This window comes from Rhodanobacter sp. FW021-MT20, assembly GCF_041107475.1.
In the GTDB taxonomy this organism is placed as follows: Bacteria; Pseudomonadota; Gammaproteobacteria; order Xanthomonadales; family Rhodanobacteraceae; genus Rhodanobacter_A; species Rhodanobacter_A glycinis.
On the sequence record NZ_JBGBPX010000025.1, the window covers coordinates 1 to 19,072 of the forward strand.

At 62.1% G+C, this 19,072-nt stretch carries 20 protein-coding genes; 10 read left to right on the forward strand and 10 right to left on the reverse strand.

Going from position 1 to position 19,072, the window contains the following annotated elements; translation table 11 throughout:
* The first annotated feature begins 149 nt into the window (after positions 1–149).
* Together AB7849_RS17950 and AB7849_RS17955 are read left to right on the forward strand one after the other, a co-directional pair.
* On the forward strand, positions 150–836 hold the full coding sequence (locus AB7849_RS17950) for a hypothetical protein (protein WP_008214073.1): 687 nt from the start codon (positions 150–152) through the stop codon (positions 834–836).
* Positions 837–1,856: 1,020 nt separating this feature from the next.
* Positions 1,857–2,654 (forward strand): MipA/OmpV family protein, encoded by a 798-nt coding sequence (locus AB7849_RS17955; RefSeq protein WP_008208266.1) that lies wholly within the window; start codon positions 1,857–1,859, stop codon positions 2,652–2,654.
* 54 nt (positions 2,655–2,708) lie between these two features.
* Here AB7849_RS17955 and AB7849_RS17960 read toward each other — a convergent pair whose 3' ends face one another.
* The 4 genes from AB7849_RS17960 to AB7849_RS17975 all read right to left on the reverse strand — a co-directional run bounded on the left by AB7849_RS17960 (position 2,709) and on the right by AB7849_RS17975 (position 7,005).
* Entirely contained in the window at positions 2,709–3,848 is a 1,140-nt protein-coding gene (locus AB7849_RS17960) for an aminotransferase class V-fold PLP-dependent enzyme (protein ID WP_008208267.1), read from the reverse strand.
* Between the two features lie 151 nt (positions 3,849–3,999).
* Entirely contained in the window at positions 4,000–4,659 is a 660-nt protein-coding gene (locus tag AB7849_RS17965) for an NAD-dependent epimerase/dehydratase family protein (RefSeq protein WP_008208269.1), read from the reverse strand.
* 260 nt (positions 4,660–4,919) lie between these two features.
* Positions 4,920–5,684 (reverse strand): dienelactone hydrolase family protein, encoded by a 765-nt coding sequence (locus AB7849_RS17970; protein ID WP_081491691.1) that lies wholly within the window; start codon positions 5,682–5,684, stop codon positions 4,920–4,922.
* Positions 5,685–5,808: 124 nt separating this feature from the next.
* Positions 5,809–7,005 carry an RDD family protein gene (locus AB7849_RS17975; RefSeq protein WP_369501485.1) on the reverse strand — a complete coding sequence of 399 codons (1,197 nt, stop codon included), beginning with the start codon at positions 7,003–7,005 and terminating at the stop codon, positions 5,809–5,811.
* A gap of 405 nt (positions 7,006–7,410) precedes the next feature.
* Here AB7849_RS17975 and AB7849_RS17980 point away from each other — a divergent pair, with 405 nt between their 5' ends.
* On the forward strand, positions 7,411–8,298 hold the full coding sequence (locus AB7849_RS17980; protein ID WP_237711752.1) for a hypothetical protein: 888 nt from the start codon (positions 7,411–7,413) through the stop codon (positions 8,296–8,298).
* Positions 8,299–8,347: 49 nt separating this feature from the next.
* On the opposite strand, the gene AB7849_RS17985 is transcribed toward AB7849_RS17980, so the two are convergent.
* From AB7849_RS17985 to AB7849_RS17995, 3 genes are all read right to left on the reverse strand, one after another.
* Complete coding sequence (locus tag AB7849_RS17985; RefSeq protein ID WP_008208276.1) at positions 8,348–8,572, reverse strand: hypothetical protein; 225 nt, start codon at positions 8,570–8,572, stop codon at positions 8,348–8,350.
* Positions 8,573–8,675: 103 nt separating this feature from the next.
* Complete coding sequence (locus AB7849_RS17990; RefSeq protein WP_008208280.1) at positions 8,676–9,518, reverse strand: class I SAM-dependent methyltransferase; 843 nt, start codon at positions 9,516–9,518, stop codon at positions 8,676–8,678.
* A 284-nt stretch (positions 9,519–9,802) separates the two neighbouring features.
* Positions 9,803–10,288 carry a DUF3761 domain-containing protein gene (locus tag AB7849_RS17995; RefSeq protein ID WP_369501486.1) on the reverse strand — a complete coding sequence of 162 codons (486 nt, stop codon included), beginning with the start codon at positions 10,286–10,288 and terminating at the stop codon, positions 9,803–9,805.
* 331 nt (positions 10,289–10,619) lie between these two features.
* Between AB7849_RS17995 and AB7849_RS18000 the strand changes: the two genes are divergently transcribed.
* The 5 genes from AB7849_RS18000 to AB7849_RS18020 all read left to right on the forward strand — a co-directional run bounded on the left by AB7849_RS18000 (position 10,620) and on the right by AB7849_RS18020 (position 13,782).
* Positions 10,620–11,057, forward strand: coding sequence for a DUF2231 domain-containing protein (locus tag AB7849_RS18000; RefSeq protein ID WP_008207680.1), 438 nt, complete (start codon positions 10,620–10,622; stop codon positions 11,055–11,057).
* 47 nt (positions 11,058–11,104) lie between these two features.
* The gene (locus tag AB7849_RS18005) at positions 11,105–11,986 is read left to right on the forward strand and encodes a DUF929 family protein (protein WP_192810799.1); all 882 of its coding nucleotides are present in this window, start codon (positions 11,105–11,107) and stop codon (positions 11,984–11,986) included.
* 115 nt (positions 11,987–12,101) lie between these two features.
* A complete protein-coding gene (locus AB7849_RS18010; protein ID WP_008207677.1) occupies positions 12,102–12,506 on the forward strand; it encodes a GFA family protein in 405 nt (134 codons plus the stop codon).
* 355 nt (positions 12,507–12,861) lie between these two features.
* Positions 12,862–13,218: an ArsR/SmtB family transcription factor gene (locus AB7849_RS18015; protein WP_008207674.1), complete on the forward strand. Its 357-nt coding sequence runs from the start codon at positions 12,862–12,864 to the stop codon at positions 13,216–13,218.
* 54 nt (positions 13,219–13,272) lie between these two features.
* A complete protein-coding gene (locus tag AB7849_RS18020; RefSeq protein ID WP_008207672.1) occupies positions 13,273–13,782 on the forward strand; it encodes an SRPBCC family protein in 510 nt (169 codons plus the stop codon).
* Between the two features lie 126 nt (positions 13,783–13,908).
* Here AB7849_RS18020 and AB7849_RS18025 read toward each other — a convergent pair whose 3' ends face one another.
* On the reverse strand, positions 13,909–14,253 hold the full coding sequence (locus AB7849_RS18025) for a YciI family protein (RefSeq protein ID WP_008207670.1): 345 nt from the start codon (positions 14,251–14,253) through the stop codon (positions 13,909–13,911).
* Positions 14,254–14,546: 293 nt separating this feature from the next.
* Here AB7849_RS18025 and AB7849_RS18030 point away from each other — a divergent pair, with 293 nt between their 5' ends.
* Positions 14,547–15,563, forward strand: a complete 1,017-nt coding sequence (locus tag AB7849_RS18030; protein ID WP_369501494.1) for an alpha/beta fold hydrolase — start codon at positions 14,547–14,549, stop codon at positions 15,561–15,563.
* Between the two features lie 223 nt (positions 15,564–15,786).
* On the opposite strand, the gene AB7849_RS18035 is transcribed toward AB7849_RS18030, so the two are convergent.
* Positions 15,787–16,509 (reverse strand): rRNA pseudouridine synthase, encoded by a 723-nt coding sequence (locus tag AB7849_RS18035; RefSeq protein WP_008207665.1) that lies wholly within the window; start codon positions 16,507–16,509, stop codon positions 15,787–15,789.
* Positions 16,510–16,685: 176 nt separating this feature from the next.
* Between AB7849_RS18035 and AB7849_RS18040 the strand changes: the two genes are divergently transcribed.
* Positions 16,686–17,891 (forward strand): IS4 family transposase, encoded by a 1,206-nt coding sequence (locus AB7849_RS18040; protein WP_369501487.1) that lies wholly within the window; start codon positions 16,686–16,688, stop codon positions 17,889–17,891.
* Positions 17,892–17,970: 79 nt separating this feature from the next.
* Here AB7849_RS18040 and AB7849_RS18045 read toward each other — a convergent pair whose 3' ends face one another.
* Entirely contained in the window at positions 17,971–19,071 is a 1,101-nt protein-coding gene (locus AB7849_RS18045; protein ID WP_369501488.1) for a hypothetical protein, read from the reverse strand.
* Position 19,072 lies beyond the last annotated feature (1 nt).

Below are 19,072 nucleotides of genomic sequence, written 5' to 3' on the forward strand. Positions count from 1 at the left end.
GAAGCCGACATGAACCCCCGACGATAGAAATACCCTATCGCGATGCCCTCGGAAGAGGCATTCTCAACAGCCTGCTATTGGCAAACCACCGACGTTGCTGCACGATCCCTTCGATCGACGCTTCCCTCCACTACGCGCACGAGGCCGCCATGCCACACGCACGTCTTTGCACCTACGTCATCGCCCTGCTGGTGTTGCCGCTCGCCACCGCTGCATGCGTGAACGGCGTCAATGGTTCCGTTGATGTTCCGGCTGGCACCACCGTTTCCGATGCAACCACCGTGAACGGGGCGATAAGCCTGCAGGCCCATGCCAAGGCCGACAAGGCCGCTACCGTCAACGGCTCGATTCACCTCGCCGAAGGCGCGCAGGCCGGAGCCGTCCATACGGTCAATGGCGACATCACCCTCGCCAAGGACGCCAAGGTCCTGGGCGACGCCGAGACCGTCAACGGCGAGCTCGACCTTGCCGCAGGGTCGGCCGTGAATGGCTCGTTGGGCAACGTCAACGATCGAATCGAGATCGATGGTGCCCACGTTGGCCATGGCATCACCACGGCGAACGGCGACATCCACATCACCGGCAATGCCGTGGTCGACGGTGGCATCAAGGTGGAAAAAACCGATGGCAACGGCAACGGCAACGAGTTCTTCGGCATCCACTTCGGCAGCAACCATGTGCCGCGAATCGTGATCGATGCAGGCGCAACCGTGAATGGTCCGCTGGTCTTCGAAAGGCCGGTCAAGCTCTACATCAACGACCAGGCCAAGGTTGCCGGGCCCATCAGCGGCGCCCAGGCCGTGAAGTTCACCGGCGCCACGCCGCCGGCCTCGTAGGAAGCAGCGCGCCGTCTGGAAACCCGACAGGGATCTTCGAACAACCGTCGTCATCCTGCCGCCTTCTGTCAGGAATAAATCCGTTCGATCACACCACTGCTTCCGGTGTGACAGGGCTGACGTCTGACGCCGGCACCGTAGTCGCCGCTCCGTAGGAGCCCGCTCGCGGGCGATGCTTTTCTGGATGAAATAGAAGCGGGAGCATCGCCCGCCAGCGGGCTCCTACGACCATGGGTCGCGAATTCGTGCCGGGATCATGGCCTTCGATCGCCCTGCCTTGCACCACGACGGGCTCGACGTCACGGCATGGATTTATTCCGGAGCCATGGCTTTTGCTCAAACGCACTTTGGGGGGCATCGAAGACCCTCTGTCACCCCAGCGGCTCTCAACAGCCGAAGGGCTGGTCAAGCTGGGGTCCAGTGCCGTCCACCCATTGAAAAGCAAAGGCGCTGGATTCCTGCTTTCGCACACTGCTGTCCGGAATAATCCTGGGATGTCCTTCGAGAGTGAATACCCGCGCCGCTTGCGCGAGATGCAACAAGGGGGCGACTCCATTTCTGGCAGCGACCACCTCTCCGGCTCGTCATCCCGGCGCAGGCCGGGATCCAGTAGCGATCACGCCTGTCCAAGCCATATGGCTACTGGATTCCGGCCTTCGCCGGAATGACGGGCAAAAACCGATTTCGGCATATGCCACCGCACGACTGCGGGTATTCGAAATTATTCCGGACAGCAATGTGCTTTCGCAGGAATGACGAGCAAAATAAGGTTATTCGATATTCCCTGGGGTTGCTCGAAACATCCAGCTTGCCGAGGTACCAGGGCGATCCGGCCCGAACAAGGCGTGTGAGCTTCGCGCTCAAGCTATTGAAGCCTTTGGCAGGGGATGTGCCCACTCGACGAGTCCACGCCCCCTCCCTGCCACCTGCTCGCCATCACGCGCCAACCAAACGCAGGCTGAGCAGCCGCGTGGTGCGTTGACCTCCAATCATGGATCCAGCCGCTATGCTGGCCTCCCCATGAACCACGCACATCCACTCTCGCGAATCTGGCGACAATGGCTCCCGGCGGGCCTGCTGGCCTGCCTGTTGTCGACGCAAGTCTGCCTTGCCGATTCCGACGTCCAGCCGACGTTTGCCGGCGGCATCGGCGTGGAACGCATGCCAGCGTGGCCCGGCGCCAGGAAAGCGCGCAACCAACCGGTCCCCTATGTCGACATCGAGATCCCCGGACACCTCAGCCTGTCCACCATGGACGGCCTGCAGTTCGATCTGATCGGTGGCCCGGTGCTGCATGGCGGCGTTTATGGCGATTACCAATGGGGCCGCGATGGTGATGACCTCGGTGCACTGCGCAGCAAGATCAATACGCTATCGCCACGGCTGACCCTGGGTGGCTACCTCGAATGGCAGCTGAGCAAGCAAATGGATGCGGGCGTCGACCTCAGTCACGACACCCAAGGCGCGGGCGCCTATCTCAGGCTGTATGCCGAATGGGACCTGCCATCGGTTGGGCTGCTACATCACTCGCTGCAACTGAGCTGGCAGGCGATGAATCACGCCGCGATGAATCGCTTCTTCGGCGTTACCACGGAACAGGCCGACGCCCTGGGAGTGCGCGCCTGGCAACCGGGCGCCGGCAGTCAGCTTGCCACGCTGGAGTACGATCTGTTCATGCCGACCAGCCCACACACCGGTTTCGCGCTGGCACTGGCCTATGGACAACTGCTCGGTGCGGCCGGCGACAGTCCGCTGGTGACCCGGTTCGGCTCACGCAGTCAGTGGAACGAATCACTCGCCTTCATTTATCACCGTTGAGGCGCTGGCCTGCCATAGGTATGGAAGGCCATTCGAGTCACGCGTGACTGGCACTCAGGTACCCGCCTGCATGTCGTTCAGTGCATCGTCCAGTCGTTGCGCCGTGCCGTCGACATCCCTGAGCTTGTCGATACCGAACAGGCCGAGGCGGAATGTCTTGAAATCGGCAGGCTCGTCGCAGGCCAGCGGCGTACCGGCGGCAATCTGCAGGCCGCGTTTGGCGAATGCACTGCCATTGTGGATAGCATCGTCATCGGTGTAGCTCACCACCACGCCGGGTGCCTGGAAGCCTTCGGTAGCCACGCTGGGAAGATTACGGTGCGCCAGCAAGGCCCGCACCTTGCGACCCAACTCCAGTTGCGCGTTGCGGGCGTGTTCCAGGCCCATCGCCACGGTTTCGTCCATGGCATCACGCAGTGTCACCAGCGCGTCGGTGGGCATGGTCGAGTGATAGGCGTGACCGCCGTTTTCGTACGCCGTCATCACCGCGCGCCATTTGGCCAGATCCAGGGTGAAGCTGGAACTTTGCGTGGCCTTGAGCCGTGCCTCCGCCTCGGCTGAAAGCATCACCAAAGCCGCGCAAGGGCTTGCGCTCCAGGTTTTTTGCGGGGCGCTCAGCAAGACGTCCACGCCCACTTTTTCCATGTCGACCCACAGTGTGCCGCTGGCGATGCAATCCAGCACGAACATGCCGCCATGTGCGTGCACGGCCGTCGCCACGCGCTGCAAGTAGTCATCGGGCAACAGCATGCCAGACGAGGTTTCCACGTGCGGCGCGAACACCAGGTCGGGCTTGTGCTCGGCAATGCTGGCGATGACGTCGTCGATCGGGGGCGGCGCAAACGGGGCCTGGTGCGCGGTACCGGTCGGACGGGCCTTGAGCACCGTAGTGTGCGAAGGAATCCGGCCGACCTCGAAGATCTGGCTCCAGCGATAACTGAACCAGCCATTGCGGATGATCAGCACGTTCTTGCCATGCGCAAATTGCCGCGCCACGGATTCCATGCCCGTCGTACCGCCACCCGGGACAAGCGCCACCGCGTGCGCGTGATAAACCGTCTTCAGGTTTCTCGAGAGGTCGTGCATGACCTGCTGGAAGCGCTGCGACATGTGGTTGAGCGCGCGATCAGTGAACACCACCGAATATTCCTGCAGGCCATTCGGGTCGACACCGGGTGACTGGGGTGCATGCATGGTTTCCACCTTGGTTTCAAAGAAGTCGGGTACGTTTGCCTGACGAAAAGACTACCAAACACACCCAAGGGCGAGGCCAGAAAACGCGCGCGCCCTGCCGTGCCGAAGCCGGGCCCGTGTTGCCCCATTGCGCATGGCTCGTCCCATCCGTTCAGCGCGACGCCAGCGCTTTCATGTCGGCCCACTCGTGGATGTTCACACCGATGGCGCCGTCGCTTGCGGCCCGCACCATCGCGCGCGCGACATCCACACCCGCGATGCCGCGGTACTTGCGTGCGCCACCCACGAACAGCCAGTCGATCGCCGGCCACACCGCGATACTGAGTCGCTCAAGTGGCCGACGCTCTTCGCGATGACCAAGCAACTGCGACGGCCGGAAGATATGCGTGCGTGCGATACCCAACGCGATCACGTCGCGCTCCGTCGCGCCCTTCGTACGAATGTAGAAAAGCGACGAGCCCGCATTCGCACCCACTGCCGAGACCAGGAAGACACCGGTGGCGCCACGCGCCTGTGCCACGGCGGCGGCGCGCACCGGGTAGTCGTGATCGATACGGTAATAGGCCGCCTCGTCGGGCACCTTGGCCTTGGTCGTGCCGAGTGCGATGAAGACGTCATCCGCGTCGATCCTGTCGGCCAGCGCGGGTAGTGCATCGATATCACCAACGAGCGTCACCAGCTTCGCGTGCGTCACGCCCGGGTCACGCCGCACGACGATGGTGACGCGGTCGTAATCGGCGCTTGCCAACAGCATCGGCAGCAACTGCGAACCAATGAATCCGGTGGCGCCGAAAACGAGTGCTTTCTTCATGGTGGCAGCTCGAAGCTCAAGGATGGGCGACGCGCCATTGTGCGCCACGATCAGGGAGAGTTGTCTCCGGCACGCATGGCGCTTGCCCGGACTCTGTTCGCCCTGGGCGCAGGCCGCGGGCCGAAGTCGAAGGACATGTCGGCGATGGGCTGCCCACGCTCGGTGACGCTTCGACTCCGCCCGTTGCACGGGCTACGCTCAGCGCGAACGGTTGACCGTCGGGTGATTCCAGTCCATCTCCATCCGCTCGCGACACCGTTTCATGCCGCGTCCGGCCGCTCCTGTTTCAGCACGCGGTCGAACAGCGCGAACATCTCGGACCAGCCGCGCTTGGCCGCCGCCTCGTCGTAAACCGGGAAGTCCGGCTTCATCCAGCCGTGCGAAGCGCCGCGATACAGTTCGCAGCGGTAGCGCACGCCCGCATCGTCCAGCGCCTGCTCGAAGCGCTCGACCATGTCCGGCGGGCTACTGCCATCGTTGTCGGCCACCGCAACGTACAACTCGGCGCGGATCTTCGGCGCCAGCAAGTGCGGGCTGCTTGGGTCGTCAGTGGCCAGCCGGCCACCGTGGAAGCTGACGGCAGCCGCCACGCGATCGGGATACGTCCCTGCCGCGGCGATTGCCATGCCGCCGCCCATGCAGAAACCGACCGTGCCGATCGCGGCGCCGGCCACGTCCTTGCGTGTGTCGAGATACGCCAGCAGCGCTTCGGTATCCTGCGCCGCCTTGACGTTGTCTGTGCTCGCCATCAGCGGCCCGACTACGGCCCGGAAGCCGCCGCTGGCGAACACTTCCTTTGGATCAAGCGGACCATAGGCGCCGTACCGGTAGAACAGATCCGACACCAGCACCACGTAGCCACCGGCGGCGATGTGCTCGCCCACCTCCATCAATCCCGGACGAATACCGAACGCATCCATGTAGACGATTACCGCCGGCCAGGGTCCCGCCCCTTCAGGCGCAAACACATGCGTCGCGCATTGCCCGTCCGGGGTACGGATATTGATTGTTTCGTGCTTGATCATGTTTTTGCTCGCAGTGGAAGGCATGCGCCGATCGCCTCGTGGCGCACGACAGGCATCGCACCGCGACATGCCGGCGCACAGGCATCGAAGCATGATAGCGCGCCGGCATTTTCCCGCTGTCCGTCTACTTCAGTTCTGCTGGCTTGAAGGAGTATCCATGTGACTTCCACCCCGACGCGATACCCATGTCGTAGCCGTACACAAGCGTGATTCGCACGGTGTCCTCGCGGGCGATGCCGTGGTCCGCCCTGGCAACCAACTGGGCGATGCGCTTCGCCATGGCGCTGTCATCCGACAGCGGCGCATCCAGCCGTAGCGTCGCCTGCATGGAGCAGGTCACGCTGCCGTTGAAGTTGAGCCGCGTGCGCCCCACCTGCGCCGACATGACATGAGGCTGCATCGACAGTGTCTGATACATCGGAAGCATGCCGGCAAAGCTGGTGGTCGCAGCCAGTCGTTTCGCCACTGCTGGCGCACCCAGCGCCAACAACGCCAGCACCGCCACGGCCACCAGATGCACTCGCCAGATCGACGGGAAGTTCGCACGCGCCGCCGCAGGAACCGCCTGTACCACGTACGAACCTACCACCAGATCGTGCAGGGACTGCCGCGTGCGGCGGTTGAAAACATAGAGATAGATGATCGACAAGATGCCACCGAAGACCATCAGCGCCAGCACACAGCCAAGCACATAGCCGAGCGCGGACGTCAGCATCCATTGCGAATTGAACGCGGTGCCATTGGCAAAAAAAGGCACGCCCAGCACCACGTAACGCAACATGGAGCGCGGCAACGACAGCACCCCGCCCTGCGCATCGACCACACGCAAGCCCAGCCAGCGCATGGCCAGAGTCTGCCCGCCGAACACACGGCTGTTGCACAGACCAAAGTACGCCAGCGCGATCACGAAACCGATCAGCTTCGCCGCATCCCCCATGCGTGCCAGCGGACCGAAAAACAGCGTGCCGATAATCATGCCGAGCGCACCCAGCATCAGCAGATCGATAATGAGCGCAAACAACCGACGCCAGAAACCGGCGATGACGAGTGGTGCCGCAGGCAGCATTGGCGGTTGGGCCGCAGTCGTGGTGTTCATGATGTCCCCTCCTTCCCTGAAGGGAGTCTCGAACAACCGCTTTATTTGCTCGTCATCCCGGCGAAAGCCGGGATCCAGCGACTTTAAAACGCCTGAAGTACAAAGGCACTGGATTCCGGCTTTCGCCGGAATGACGCAAATTGAAAGGTTTTTCGAGATTCCCTGAAGGGAGCATCTTGCCGTAAACGCGAGGCTGCTGGCGAGACCTGCCCGAACAGGGGCCACTCAACCCTCGCAGCGATCAAGGCCGTGAGCGGATTGTGGGCCGTGCGGCGACGCGCGTGGACGGTGGCGTGGTGCGCTCGGCGGTCTGGGCAGGACGATCGAGACAGACAAGGCAAGCCTCCATTTTTGCCATCGCGGGAACCCTGCGCGAGAGAATCTGTCTACCGGGATCGCCCGAAACACAGCCATGCCGCCGGCATGCGCAAGCTTCGTTTGGGTATTTCGCTTGAATGAGGCCGTCTCATCGAACGTTCCGGGCAGGTCCGACATCCCTCCGAGGAGGATCGCGCACGCGGTCTGGCATCTCTCGACATCGGTACACGCGAGACCCTGCGGCGCCGGCGTTGGCGACAGCCACCGTCGCTGACACGCCGGGAGTGGGCGCTCGCGCTGACGTTGACCCTGGTGCTGCACGCGCTGTTCGCGCTGGTGCTGTGGAACGAGATGCGGTCCAGTCCGGCGCACTCGACGCGGGTGCACGCGGATATCAACCAAGTGCTGGTGGTGCGCCTGCTGGACCAGACCAGCACGCCATCCGCCGCGCAGCCACCCGCGCCGCCCCAATTGACCGCGTCGCCGCAGGGAGCGACGCCACACGCCCGCCCCGTCACGCACGAGAAACCACGCCGTGGCGCGATGGTCGTGCAGGATCATGAAACAGCGCCAGCACAAGCGGCTTCCGTAGCCACGGCGGCGGACAACAGTGTGTTCGCGAAAGATGGCTCGGTACGACTACCGCCCCCGACCAACCATTGGGCGCCCCAAAGCGCCAAGGCCAAGCAGCCCAAGCCCGCGGACGATCGCCGGATCATGCAGCACGACCTGAACCGGCTGCACACCACACAAACCCGGTTCGAAAAATATTTCCCGCCGCCGAACGAGACCGCCGGTGGCGCGCTGGGTCGCCATATGGGTGATGCGCTCAAGAAGATCGCCAAAAGCATCTGCAATCCCAAGAAGAGCAGCATGGCTACCAACATGCTGTGCGCCGCACCACCCCTGCCCCCGTCGTCCAAGGATCGCGACGAACGCATCAGCCTGCCGTCCGCGCCACTGGCCGGCAATCCGCATCCGGCCAAGCCGTTGCCACTGGCAACCTGCATCGCCATCTACAAGGCGAGCGGACCGTTGCCATACGGCTGCCCGATCAACACGCCTGACCTGGCCTTCAAGGCCGAGATGCAGGTATGCATCGACCTGTTCCGCGCCGGCAAACGCCTCAAGACATGGTGCCCGCCTGATACACCCAAACGCGCGGCTGCCGAATCGAAGAAGCCGGATGGAGGCCACTGAGCGAACCCCGTTCAGCGTTCTCCATCCCGACGCTGTGTGGCTTGCGAGATCAGAACTCCGGTACTTCGCCGGACTGGAACAGCACGCGCGGCGTACCGTAATCCCCGCCTTCTTCGTCCACATCCATGCTGTAGGCAATCACGCCGGCATGCTTGTCGGCCATCAGCGCGGCCCTGCGTGCAGCCTCGTCGGCCGTCTTGAACTGCAACACCTGGCCTGCTTTCAAACCCTGCTTCGCGTGGTCGAACGGCTGCACTACGTGGATCGTTTCCATATGCCCTCCTGTGGGACGGCAAGTATGCGGGAATCGACGGCCAGCAAGACACGGAACGGCGCTGGCTTTTCTGAAAAAGTGCGTTCCAAGCCAGAGGTTTGGTTCAACGCCGCAACGCGAGCACGCCATCCAGCGCGAGCTGCAGCTTGAATCCGGCCTTCTCCAGCCGCTTGGCCACTTCACGCGGCACATCCCGACCGGTGGTGAGCTTGTTCGGGCTCCCGGTGTAGTGGAACAGTTTCCCGCCACGACGCAGCACGCGCGCGAGGTGGTCGTAGAACACCTGCGAATACAGTTCGCCGGCAATACCAAAACGCGGCGGATCGTGCAGCGCAGCGTCGATCGAGGCATCCGCGACCTGGCTGATCGCCAGCGATACATCGGCGTGGCGCAACTGCAGGCGCCCTTCATTGGCCGGGTCTTCAGCGTCCGGTGACCACGGGTTGAGCGTGCGCAGCCACAACACGTCGGCATTCTTCTCGAACGAATCGATGCGCGCCGCACCCGCCTGCAGACAGCGGGCCGCAAAGTAGCCAAGGCCACCACAGGTATCGAGCACGCGCTTGCCGCGCGGTTCGATCAGCGCCACCTTGTGGCGCGCATCCTCGAACGGCGATTGCTTCGAGGTGGGCAGCATCTTGATGCCATCGATCTCGAACGTCGGCGCGCCCCATTCGGTCGGCACCAGTTTGATCAGCGAACTGGAGAAACGCGCCGCCGATACGAACTCGTCACCGTCCCAGTAGTAGATCGTCCGATCCTTCAGCGACGGCGGATACGGATAACGCACGCCCCGCCATTGCCAGGCTTCTGACTGCAGCAATGCCGTGCCCTGCGACAGGCCCAGATCGAGCGAACCGCTCCATTCGCCCGCACCAGCATCGCGGGCGGCCAACAGGGCTTGGGTGGTTGCGCGCACGAACAGGGGACCAATGTAACGGGGCATGCGGAACTCTCGGGAATGAAATGATGCGAGGGGATACCCCGCCGCGGAAGCCTGCCTGATCAGCCGTGTCGCCAAGGTCCTCTTCGGAGGCGGATGACGATCGCGGGGGCGACCCTGCGCTCAAGGGGCAAGGCAGGAATTTTCCCACGAATGCCCTCGTTCCCGAACCAGGCAGGAGACAACGATCCCATTCGGCTCCCTGTCGCCGGCATAAACGAAAGCCGGCTTGCGCCGGCCTTCGCATTACACCCATCTGATCGACGGCCATGCCGTCGCCCAGATGATTACGAACAGGCCTTGCCGTGCTCGGCATGATCACCCTTGGCCTTGGCGGCCGCCTCGCTCATGTACTCGCCGTGCTTGGTCTTGCCGTACCACTTGTCGCCCTGGCAGTGGTAGACCTTGCTGCTGTCATTGACCCAGACCATCCCCGCGCCGCCGCCCGGTGCAGCCGTGGCGGCGGGCTTGGTCCAGCCCATCGATTTCTTCGGGGCAGCGGCGGCAGCCGTCGCCGGTGCAGCCGCCGGTGCGGCGGCTTCGGCCCTGGTCGCCTTTTTCGACGCCTTGGCCTTCGCCTTGCCGCTCGCCGCGTACCACTCCTTCACACCCTTGTGGCCCCGGCACGAGCTGCGCTTTTTGGCAATGCTGGTGTAGCTGCCGTCCTTGCACTGACCGGTGGACCCGGCCGGTGCAGACGCCTGTTGGGCCTGCACCGCAGGCATGGCCAACAGGCAGCCGAACGCCATGGCGAACACGATGGACGCTTTCATCTTCAGACTCCTTCCCGCGCGATATTGATTATTGCGACGATCGACGTCCGCCCACCGGACGAGGCGCCATGCCGTCGCGCCATGTGCGCCGTCCGTATCCCCTTTGGCGGAACCGGACGCATGTCCCATGGCAGCCCAAGCGCCGATGATCCCCACGCCTGCCGCGCGACTATGCGCCCAAATGCCGTGAGCGCGACGCGATGAAGGCGGCTGATGCCTTTCCCGCTGCCTTTGGCGCGGGAGCGTACAATCGAGGACTGTTTGTTCGGGCCGGGTTCGGCATGTTCGTGTGCCGGAAAAGTGAGCCCGGGCTTCTTATGGGCACCCCGTCATGCGCCATCCCCTGCATCCCACGCTGGCCCACTTCCCGGTGGCCTGCTGGTCAATCGCCACCATCACGGACTTTGCCACGCCGCACTACGGGCCTTCTGCCTGGCACCTGGCCGATGTGTTGCTTTGGATCGGAGCACTCGCCGCGATACCGACCATCATCGTCGGCATCTTCGAGCTGACCGCGATTCCGAAAGAACCTGCGTCGGTACGTGCCGGCTTCACGCACATGGGCATCATGTTCATGGCTTTCATCCTCTACCTCGTGAGCCTGCTGCTGCGCGATCACGAAGGTCAGTTCATCCACCCCGATACCGTGGCGCGAGCGTTCAGCGTGGCGGGCTTCGTCTTTCTGCTGGTCGGCGGCTGGCTGGGCGGCACCCTGGTCTACGGCCACGGTGCGGGTGGCGACCACAAGGATGGCGAAACATCCGCCTGAGCGGCAACGCGGGCTTGAGCCCTGGGGTGAAATGGCGCGATTTCTGATTGCCGCCAGCGCTTTTGGCATACGATTCCTGCTCGCCGATCCGCCAAGAGATACCCATGCCCCGTCTTATCGTCATCGCGGCCATGCTGACCGCCGCAGCCACGGCTGCCTTCACGCCCGCAGCGTCGGCGCAATCCAGTTTCTTCGGGATAAGTGCACCCAAGACGCCGGTGGCGCTGCACCAGAAACTCGACCAGCCGGTAGCACCCCGACTGCTGGCCACTCTCGAGCAGGCCAGCCATCGCGGCCTCGCCTTCCGCACCAAACCGGACGCGACCGTCCTCAAGGCCATCCCGGGCACACGCCTCACCACCGATGGCAAGGTGGGACTGCTGTACGTCGGCGCCGACTTCTGTCCGTACTGCGCCAGCCAACGTTGGGGCGTGATGTTGACGCTGTTGCGTTTCGGCAAGCTCGGCGGGCTGCGTTACATGCTCTCCACCGCCAGCGACGTGTATCCAAACACAGTCACGGTGACCTTCCAGCACGCAAGCTATCAAAGCCCGTATCTCGACTTTCAGGCAGTGGAAACCGCGGACCGTGATGAGCAGCCGCTGATGATCCCGAACAAGTTGCAGATGCGGATCCTGAACACCTTCGACGCACCGCCGTACGTGCACTTCGCCGGATCCATCCCCTTTGTCTACCTCGACGGCAAATACGAACTGGGCCAGTTGCTGGTGACACCGGACCAGCTCAAGGACCAGAACTGGCAGCAAATCGCGACCGCGCTGGCCGACCCGAAAAGTGCGCTCTTTCGAAGCGTGATGCCCCGGGTCAACCTGCTGACTGCAGCCATCTGCCATCTTGACGGCGGCAGGCCGGTCGACGTCTGCACCGCATCCGGCGTGGCGGCGGCCAAGAGCGTTCTGGCCAAGTGAAAACGGAGGGCGCTTGACCTCCCTCGCCACCTGGCCCGACGGAGGCGTCCAGGTCGCAATGGGAATCGTGCCAGCGTGACACGCATGCCATCACCCATTTCCGGTCGAGGTGCCCATGTCTCATAAAACGGCTTCATGTTGCTGCGGACAACTCAGCATCGACGTTCAAGGCGATTCGCTGGGTGCCGGCATTTGCCACTGCCTCGCGTGCCAGCAGCGCACCGGCAGCGTTTTCGCGGCGCTGGCTGCTTACGCCGCCCCTTTTGCCGTTACCGGTACCGCTACCGAATACGTCCGCACCGGCGACCAGGGAGCAAAATTCCGCTTCAGGTTTTGCCCTGTTTGCGGAAGCACGGTTTTTCACACGGAAGAAGGGAACGACACGTACGTGATGGTGGCAGTCGGCGCATTTGCCGACCCGGATTTCCCTGCCCCGCAAGACTCCGTCTATGAGTGCCGCAAGCACTCATGGGTTCAATTGCCCGAGGGAATCGCCCACTACGCAAAAGATACGAACTGACGCCGCACATGCCCTCATTCCCTGCTCCATCACGTGGAAGCGTGCAAGCGGCGGAATCAAGGGCAAGGCACTGGATGATCAGGCATCCGTCTGTTGAAAAGCGCCTCCAGCTTTTGCCTGGATGACGGGCAAAATCAGATTTTCCCTGGACCGCATGGCGAGTCGGGTTACCGGCGCGCGCGACGCACTGATCAACTGCACGCAGCCACCCACGGGTGCCTATGGCTTCGTCCCTGCAACAGCGAGATGACCGCGCCCGGGTGCCACTAAGCCTCCTTTCCCATCATGACCCGAGGGTCTTGACCGCCCCACTCCGCCCACGTATATTACCTATCAGTTATTAAACTAAACAGCTATGCAAATATCGGAACGCCTCAACCTCACCTTCGCCGCGCTGGCCGACCCTACCCGTCGCGCCATCCTGGCGCGGCTGGCTACCGGAGAGGCCACGGTGACGGAGCTCGCCGAGCCGTTCGAAATGAGCCAGCCAGCGATCTCCAAGCACCTGAAAGTGCTGGAGCGCGCCGGCCTCATCTCGATGGATGTCGATGCGCAACGACGCCCACGCAAACTGGAACCGAAGCGACTGCAAGAGGCCGTGGATTGGATCGAACGTTACCGCGAAATTTTTGAACAGAACTACCAGCGCCTCGATGCCTTGCTCGATGAACTCCAGGCCAAACCGTCCAGGCGCAAACAGGCAAAAAAATAGCGCCAACATGCCGCCCTTCATCCTCATGGCGGCGCGCAACCACGATGAACCATCATGGAGAAGACCATGCCCAAGCCCGCACAAGTGACACTTCCCAGCGATCGCGAAGTCCGCGTCACACGCAGCTTCAACGCACCCCGCCAACTGGTGTGGGATGCACATACCCGCCCCGAACTCGTGCGGAAATGGCAGGGTTACGACGGCTGGGACATGCCGGTGTGCGACATGGATGTCCGCGTTGGCGGCAAATACCGATGGCAGTGGAAAAACCGCGAAGACGGCAACGGATTCGGCTTCCTCGGTACGTTCACCGAAGTCGACGCCCCATCCAGGCTGGCCCACGAACAATACTTCGACCCGGGCGACATGGATTTCGCCATGCCAACGGGCGATCCATGCATCGTGTCACTTGAACTCAGCGAGCAGGACGGCGTCACCACGCTCGTCTGCAATCTGACGTTCGCGTCGAAGCAAGCGCGTGAAGACGCAGTCTCCACCGGCATGACCGACGGCATGGAGCACAGCTACACCCGCCTCGACGACATGCTCAAAGCTGCGGAGTAAAGAAGCAGGCACGCGGCACCACAAAGTGGATGGAGGCCGTTGTTTCAAGCTCCCTGCATCCTCTTTTACGACAGACCGCACGCGTACGCAGGGATGCAACACATACGGGCCCGCGTTCGATTTCGGCTACGACTTGATCCGGCGAACCTCCTGTGGCCAGCCGCATGCCACGGCCAGCTTGCCGGCCCAATGTCTTGCTGCCTGTTCGTCGGCTACGTCGATCACGCTGAATCCGCCCAGGAACTGGGGGTTCGAGACGTACGGCCCGTCAGTGAAAACCAGCGTGCCGCTGGTGGCGTCCGCACAGAAGGCGGCAGCCGGGTCTTCCTCCAGGCCTCCGGCAAACACATGGATGCCGGCCGCCTTCATTTCTTCCACAACCGCCCTGGCCAGCGGGCCGCGCGCTTCGAACCATGTTTCGGAATGCTCGCCGACCCACGGCTGATTGAAATAGATCAGATACTCGCTCATGGCATGCTTCAAGGCCGCGCAGCCCCAGCGGCTGGCTTCCTCCTGTCGACGAACGGGCGCAGGCTGTTTCGACAAGCGGGCGGGGCAAGACTCCGTTTCCGACAAGCGCTGAAGGCGGTTTGTCAGTGAACCCTACCCCGTTTATACGCTTCGGAACTTGCTGAACTTGCTGAACTTCCTGCACCGCCTCAAGTCGATGAAAGAGCCTGCCCGGCGCGCCTGTCCGGGTCATCAATGGGAGACATGCCATGAACAAGATGCACCTGAAAGCGGGTAGCGCCCTTTTGCTGGTCATGGCGTTCTGCCAGGCCCAGGCCACCGAAGCCAGCCACGCCACCGCACCGCAACGCATGCCGGACAGCTATGCGCAGGCGGCGAAGCTGATCGACCTTGGCCATGGCCGCCATCTCAACCTGCGCTGCTCGGGCAGCGGGCCGCAGACCGTCCTGCTGGAGGCCGGCGCGCTCGCCGATTCTTCCACGTGGTTCAAGGTACAACCGCTGCTGGCCGCCCACGCCCGGGTTTGCGCGTACGACCGAGCCGGCTTCGGCTTCAGCAGCGAGGGGCCGTTGCCGCGGAACCTCGACGCCGACGTATCCAATCTGCACGCGCTGATCCAGCGCGCCGGCCTTGCGACCCCGCTGGTGATGGTGGGGCATTCGCTGGGCAGCAACATCGTTCGGCAGTACGCGAGCCGCTATCCGGAGGACGTGAGCGCGATGGTGCTGCTCGATCCGCCCGCGCAGGACATCGGCCGGTTTGCTCCCGGCTGGCAGAAGGACGAGGACACTCTCTCGGTGCAGCGGTTCGCGTTTCTTCGGCAATGCGAGGCGGCCGCCGAAAAGCACGAGCTGACGTTCACCAACAAGGAACTGAGCCAGTGTCTCGGCGGACCCGATCCACACGCCAGCGCCAAGCTCAACGCGGTGAACCTGGCCTTGATGTCGAAGCCTGCGTACTGGCACACCGTGTTGTCGGTGCTCCAGAACAATCCCGCGATATTCAAGCCGCCCGTGTCAAAGCAGGAGACCCACGGCGCAACGCCCCTGATCGTGCTGTCCGCCGCCAACACCTATGCCGATGCGCTGCCGCGTGACCGCAAAGGGCTGGAAGAAGCCCGGGCCCGCACGCAGGCGCAGATCGTCGCCACCTCCTCCCGCGGCACGCTGGTGCACGTTGCGGATACCTCGCATGACATCCAGATCGATCAGCCGAACGCGGTGGCCAAGGCGGTCATGCAGGCTCTGAAGATGGCCAAAGGGGACGCCAATGGGCGGCAACGAGGACGAAGTGAGCCGCGCCGGGGTTGACGGACAGCCCGGCTCTGCAGCGCAAGACCGGGGGGTCTGGCTCACTTTCCAAAAGTGAAGCGGCCTTCCAGGGCAGGCATCTATCGGCGCCCTGCCCGGGGAACCGGGGTCAGAGTGCACTTTCAGAGTGGAGTGTACTTTCCGGCAAGAGACGGCGGAATGACTCGATCAAACGCGGGGATGCGGAGGAAAACCTCATCGGTGAACCGACTTCCAATGCCCCTCAGATGCGTTCATGCGGTGCCAGGTAACGCCATTGTCCCGGTGGCAGCTTCGCCAGCGGAATGCGCCCCACGCGAAGACATTTCATTCCCAGCACGGTGAGTCCGACCGCGTTGCACATCGGTTCGATCTGGGTCGGCCGCAATACCTTGAACGCGAAGCGCAGCCGTTGTTCACTCTGCCAGCTGACCTTGATCGGCGGCATCGCATAGTTGTTGAAGCGCAGGCCGTGATTGAGCAGCGCCAGCCCGTTCGGAATCAGCGTGCCTTCCACATCGACGACAAATTCCTGTTCGACGCGATGGATGTCTTCGGTCAGCTTGCGCACGACGCGCCAGTCCTGGGTGAAGATCAACAGGCCGCTGGCATCTGTCGGAAGCGAAAGCGGCGAGGTCAATCGATGCAGGTGTCGCCGCAACGGGCGCACGCCGGAGGCATCGTCAGGCGTGCGTGTCAGTGCAGTGACCAGCGCACTGGCCGGGTTTGCGCCGTCACTGCTGTCGTATCCAGCGGGCTTGTGCAGCACCAGGGTAATCGGTTCAGCGGGAGCCAACTGGGCCGCGGGATCGAGTTCGATGACTTGTGTGTCAACCATGAACTGCGGCTCTTCCACGACGCTACCGTCGACCTTCACCCAGCCGCCTTCGATGTACTGCTGGGCCTCGCGTCGCGAGCAACCGGTGAGCGCGGTGAGATATTTGTCGAGGCGTAGCGGTTCGGTCATCGGGTGAGCCTCGGGTGGTCAGTGGGGCCATTGTACGGGGTCCAAACCGGGGTCAGAGTCTGAGGTTTCCCCACAAATCTTCCCGTTCAATCAATAGGTTGCGCATCGCTTGAGGGAACGGTGCGCGCATGAAGCGGTCATTCCTCACGGGTATCGAAGCCGGAGGGGACCGCCGCATGCACGCCACAGAAGTATTGCAAAAGTGTCTGGGAGAATCACTTCAAGCGATCCATGCGCTGCGCTCCCGTGTCCTGATGCGGGCGGTCGAAGCCACGATCGCCGGTTGTCATCTGACCCTGATCGACTTGGCTCGCTCTTGGCCGGATGCACAACGCGTTCGCGCGCCACTTAAGGCGTTGGATCGTCTGCTCGGCAACCGTCATCTGCATGCCGAGCGCGAGCACATCCATGCCGCGATGGTGCGCTGGTTGGTGCGTAGCGAACAGCCGGTGATCATCGTCGACTGGTCGGATTTGAAGGCCGATCGCAGCTGGCATCTGTTGCGCGCAGCGATCCCAGTGGGCGGCCGAACGCTGACCGTGCTGGACATGGTCTTTCCGTCCGGCCAGCAAGCCTCGCCCAAAGCCGAGAAGCAGTTTTTGCGGCGCCTCGCTGCCGTACTGCCGAAGAACGTCACGCCCATCCTGGTGACTGACGCAGGCTTTCGCGGCCCATGGTTTCGAGCCGTCGAGGCGATGGGGTGGCACTGGTTGGGACGTCTGCGAAACACGACACAGCTCAAGCCGGCTGATGCGGAAGATGCCCCCGGACAGTGGGTCCCTTGCAAGGCGATGTACGAACAGTACATGGGCAGAACACGCGATTTCGGACTGATGAACATCACGCGCAGCGCGCCTTTCACGGCGCGTGTGGTGCTGCACGGCAAGCCACCCAAAGGACGCAAGGACCGTAACCGTCTGGGCGTGCCGGCCCGCAACTCCAACAGTCGCAAAAGCGCAAAGCGCGAAAGTGAGCCATGGATACTCATCGCCTCGCCCGAACTCAAGCTGAGCATGCGGCAGGTGGTGGCGCTCTACGCACGCCGCATGCAGATCGAACTGTCCTTTCGTGACCTGAAATCCCATCGTTACGGCCAGGGCTTTGAAGACAGCTTGACCCGCAAGGGACAGCGCATCGAGGTGCTTCTGCTGCTCAGTACCCTGGCGGCGTTTGCTACATGGCTGGCGGGCATGGCCTGCGAAGCCGCTGGCATCGATACGTGGTTGACGCCCTATCGCAGCAAGCGCCGGCTGTACTCGGTGATGCGACTGGGCCGCGAAGCGCTCGTGCGACGATGGTTGCCGATCTCGGTCTCGCGCCTTCTTGATCAGCTACGACAACCCGCTACATCCTTGATTGATCAACTGGGCGTACCAGCATGAAAACGTGGGGAAACCTCAGACTCTGACCCCTGTTTTGGAAATTGTCCCTGACACCTTTTCGCAGTCCAACGCGCAATATTTATCTAGGTAGCAAGGAAAGTAAGGACAAGGATCTATCCGTATAACAAGTGCCAAATTCAGTAGGTAATCGCGCAGCCCGTTGTAAATACTCCGCTGCGAGAAGCACAAACTTAAAACTGAACCGGGAATCCGAAGCGATCTTGATCTGGAATTCTGAAATCTTTTTGTCCGAAAGCAACTCGCAAAACGAGAAATCACGAGCAAGTAGCGCAGCTGGCAGAGAGTCAAGAGGTGCGAGCATAACCTCCCTCACGAGTTGCTCAAACCGATTCAACTCTGGGAACATGCTCACTTCCTCACCTTCTGATGCCCCAGTAGTTAAACGTCGCAACTTCAAAGCGGCGTCCAAGTTCTCATAGCCACCGTACAAGATCGCAAGAACGGTGGAGGAAAATTCATCCTTCGACACCGGCTTGAGAAGAATAAGAAGGGCTCTCACCGCAAGTTCGGAAACCGCGACCAAGAAAAGGCAAACGGCGTCGCCGAACACGCTCATATGCTCAGGCTTGGTCGGGTCAAGCTCCGAGCGAATCGAACGCAGACGAGAGACCACACGCCTGCATCGCTCGCCAGGGTCCTTTAGCAACCAAAATGCGGACCGTGCAAACAACAGGTATTCGTTCAGCGCCGGATACTTTGACCCAACAGAAAGGAAGCTCTCCCAGGCCTCTAACTCACCGACTTTTGATCCAGCACTATCAGTCCCGCCACCAATGCTTTTAGCAAACTCGACAAGCTCAGCATCATGTAGCAACGATATTGACATATCCGAGGCGCTAATTCGGTGGTCATGCAGAATTTTAATCTTCTCTGGCAGAACAACAAAGCCATACGAAGCACCAATCCTAGTCATAACTCCCCGAAGCCAGAAAGACCTACCTATCCCAGACTCCTTGGCTCCGCTTTTGCAGTCAAACGCATATCTTTCATGAAGGGCAATGGAAGATTGAGCTATGGCTAGAACATCCACGTCTGTCAATAAGCTTCTAGACCTGTCCAACCGTTGGGCTGCCTCAATCTCAACTTCCAACTGAGGCAGCCACTTCTTTGAGACGGCGAGTCGAAGAGCAAGCGACTTCTGTGCGCGATCCTTGATCATA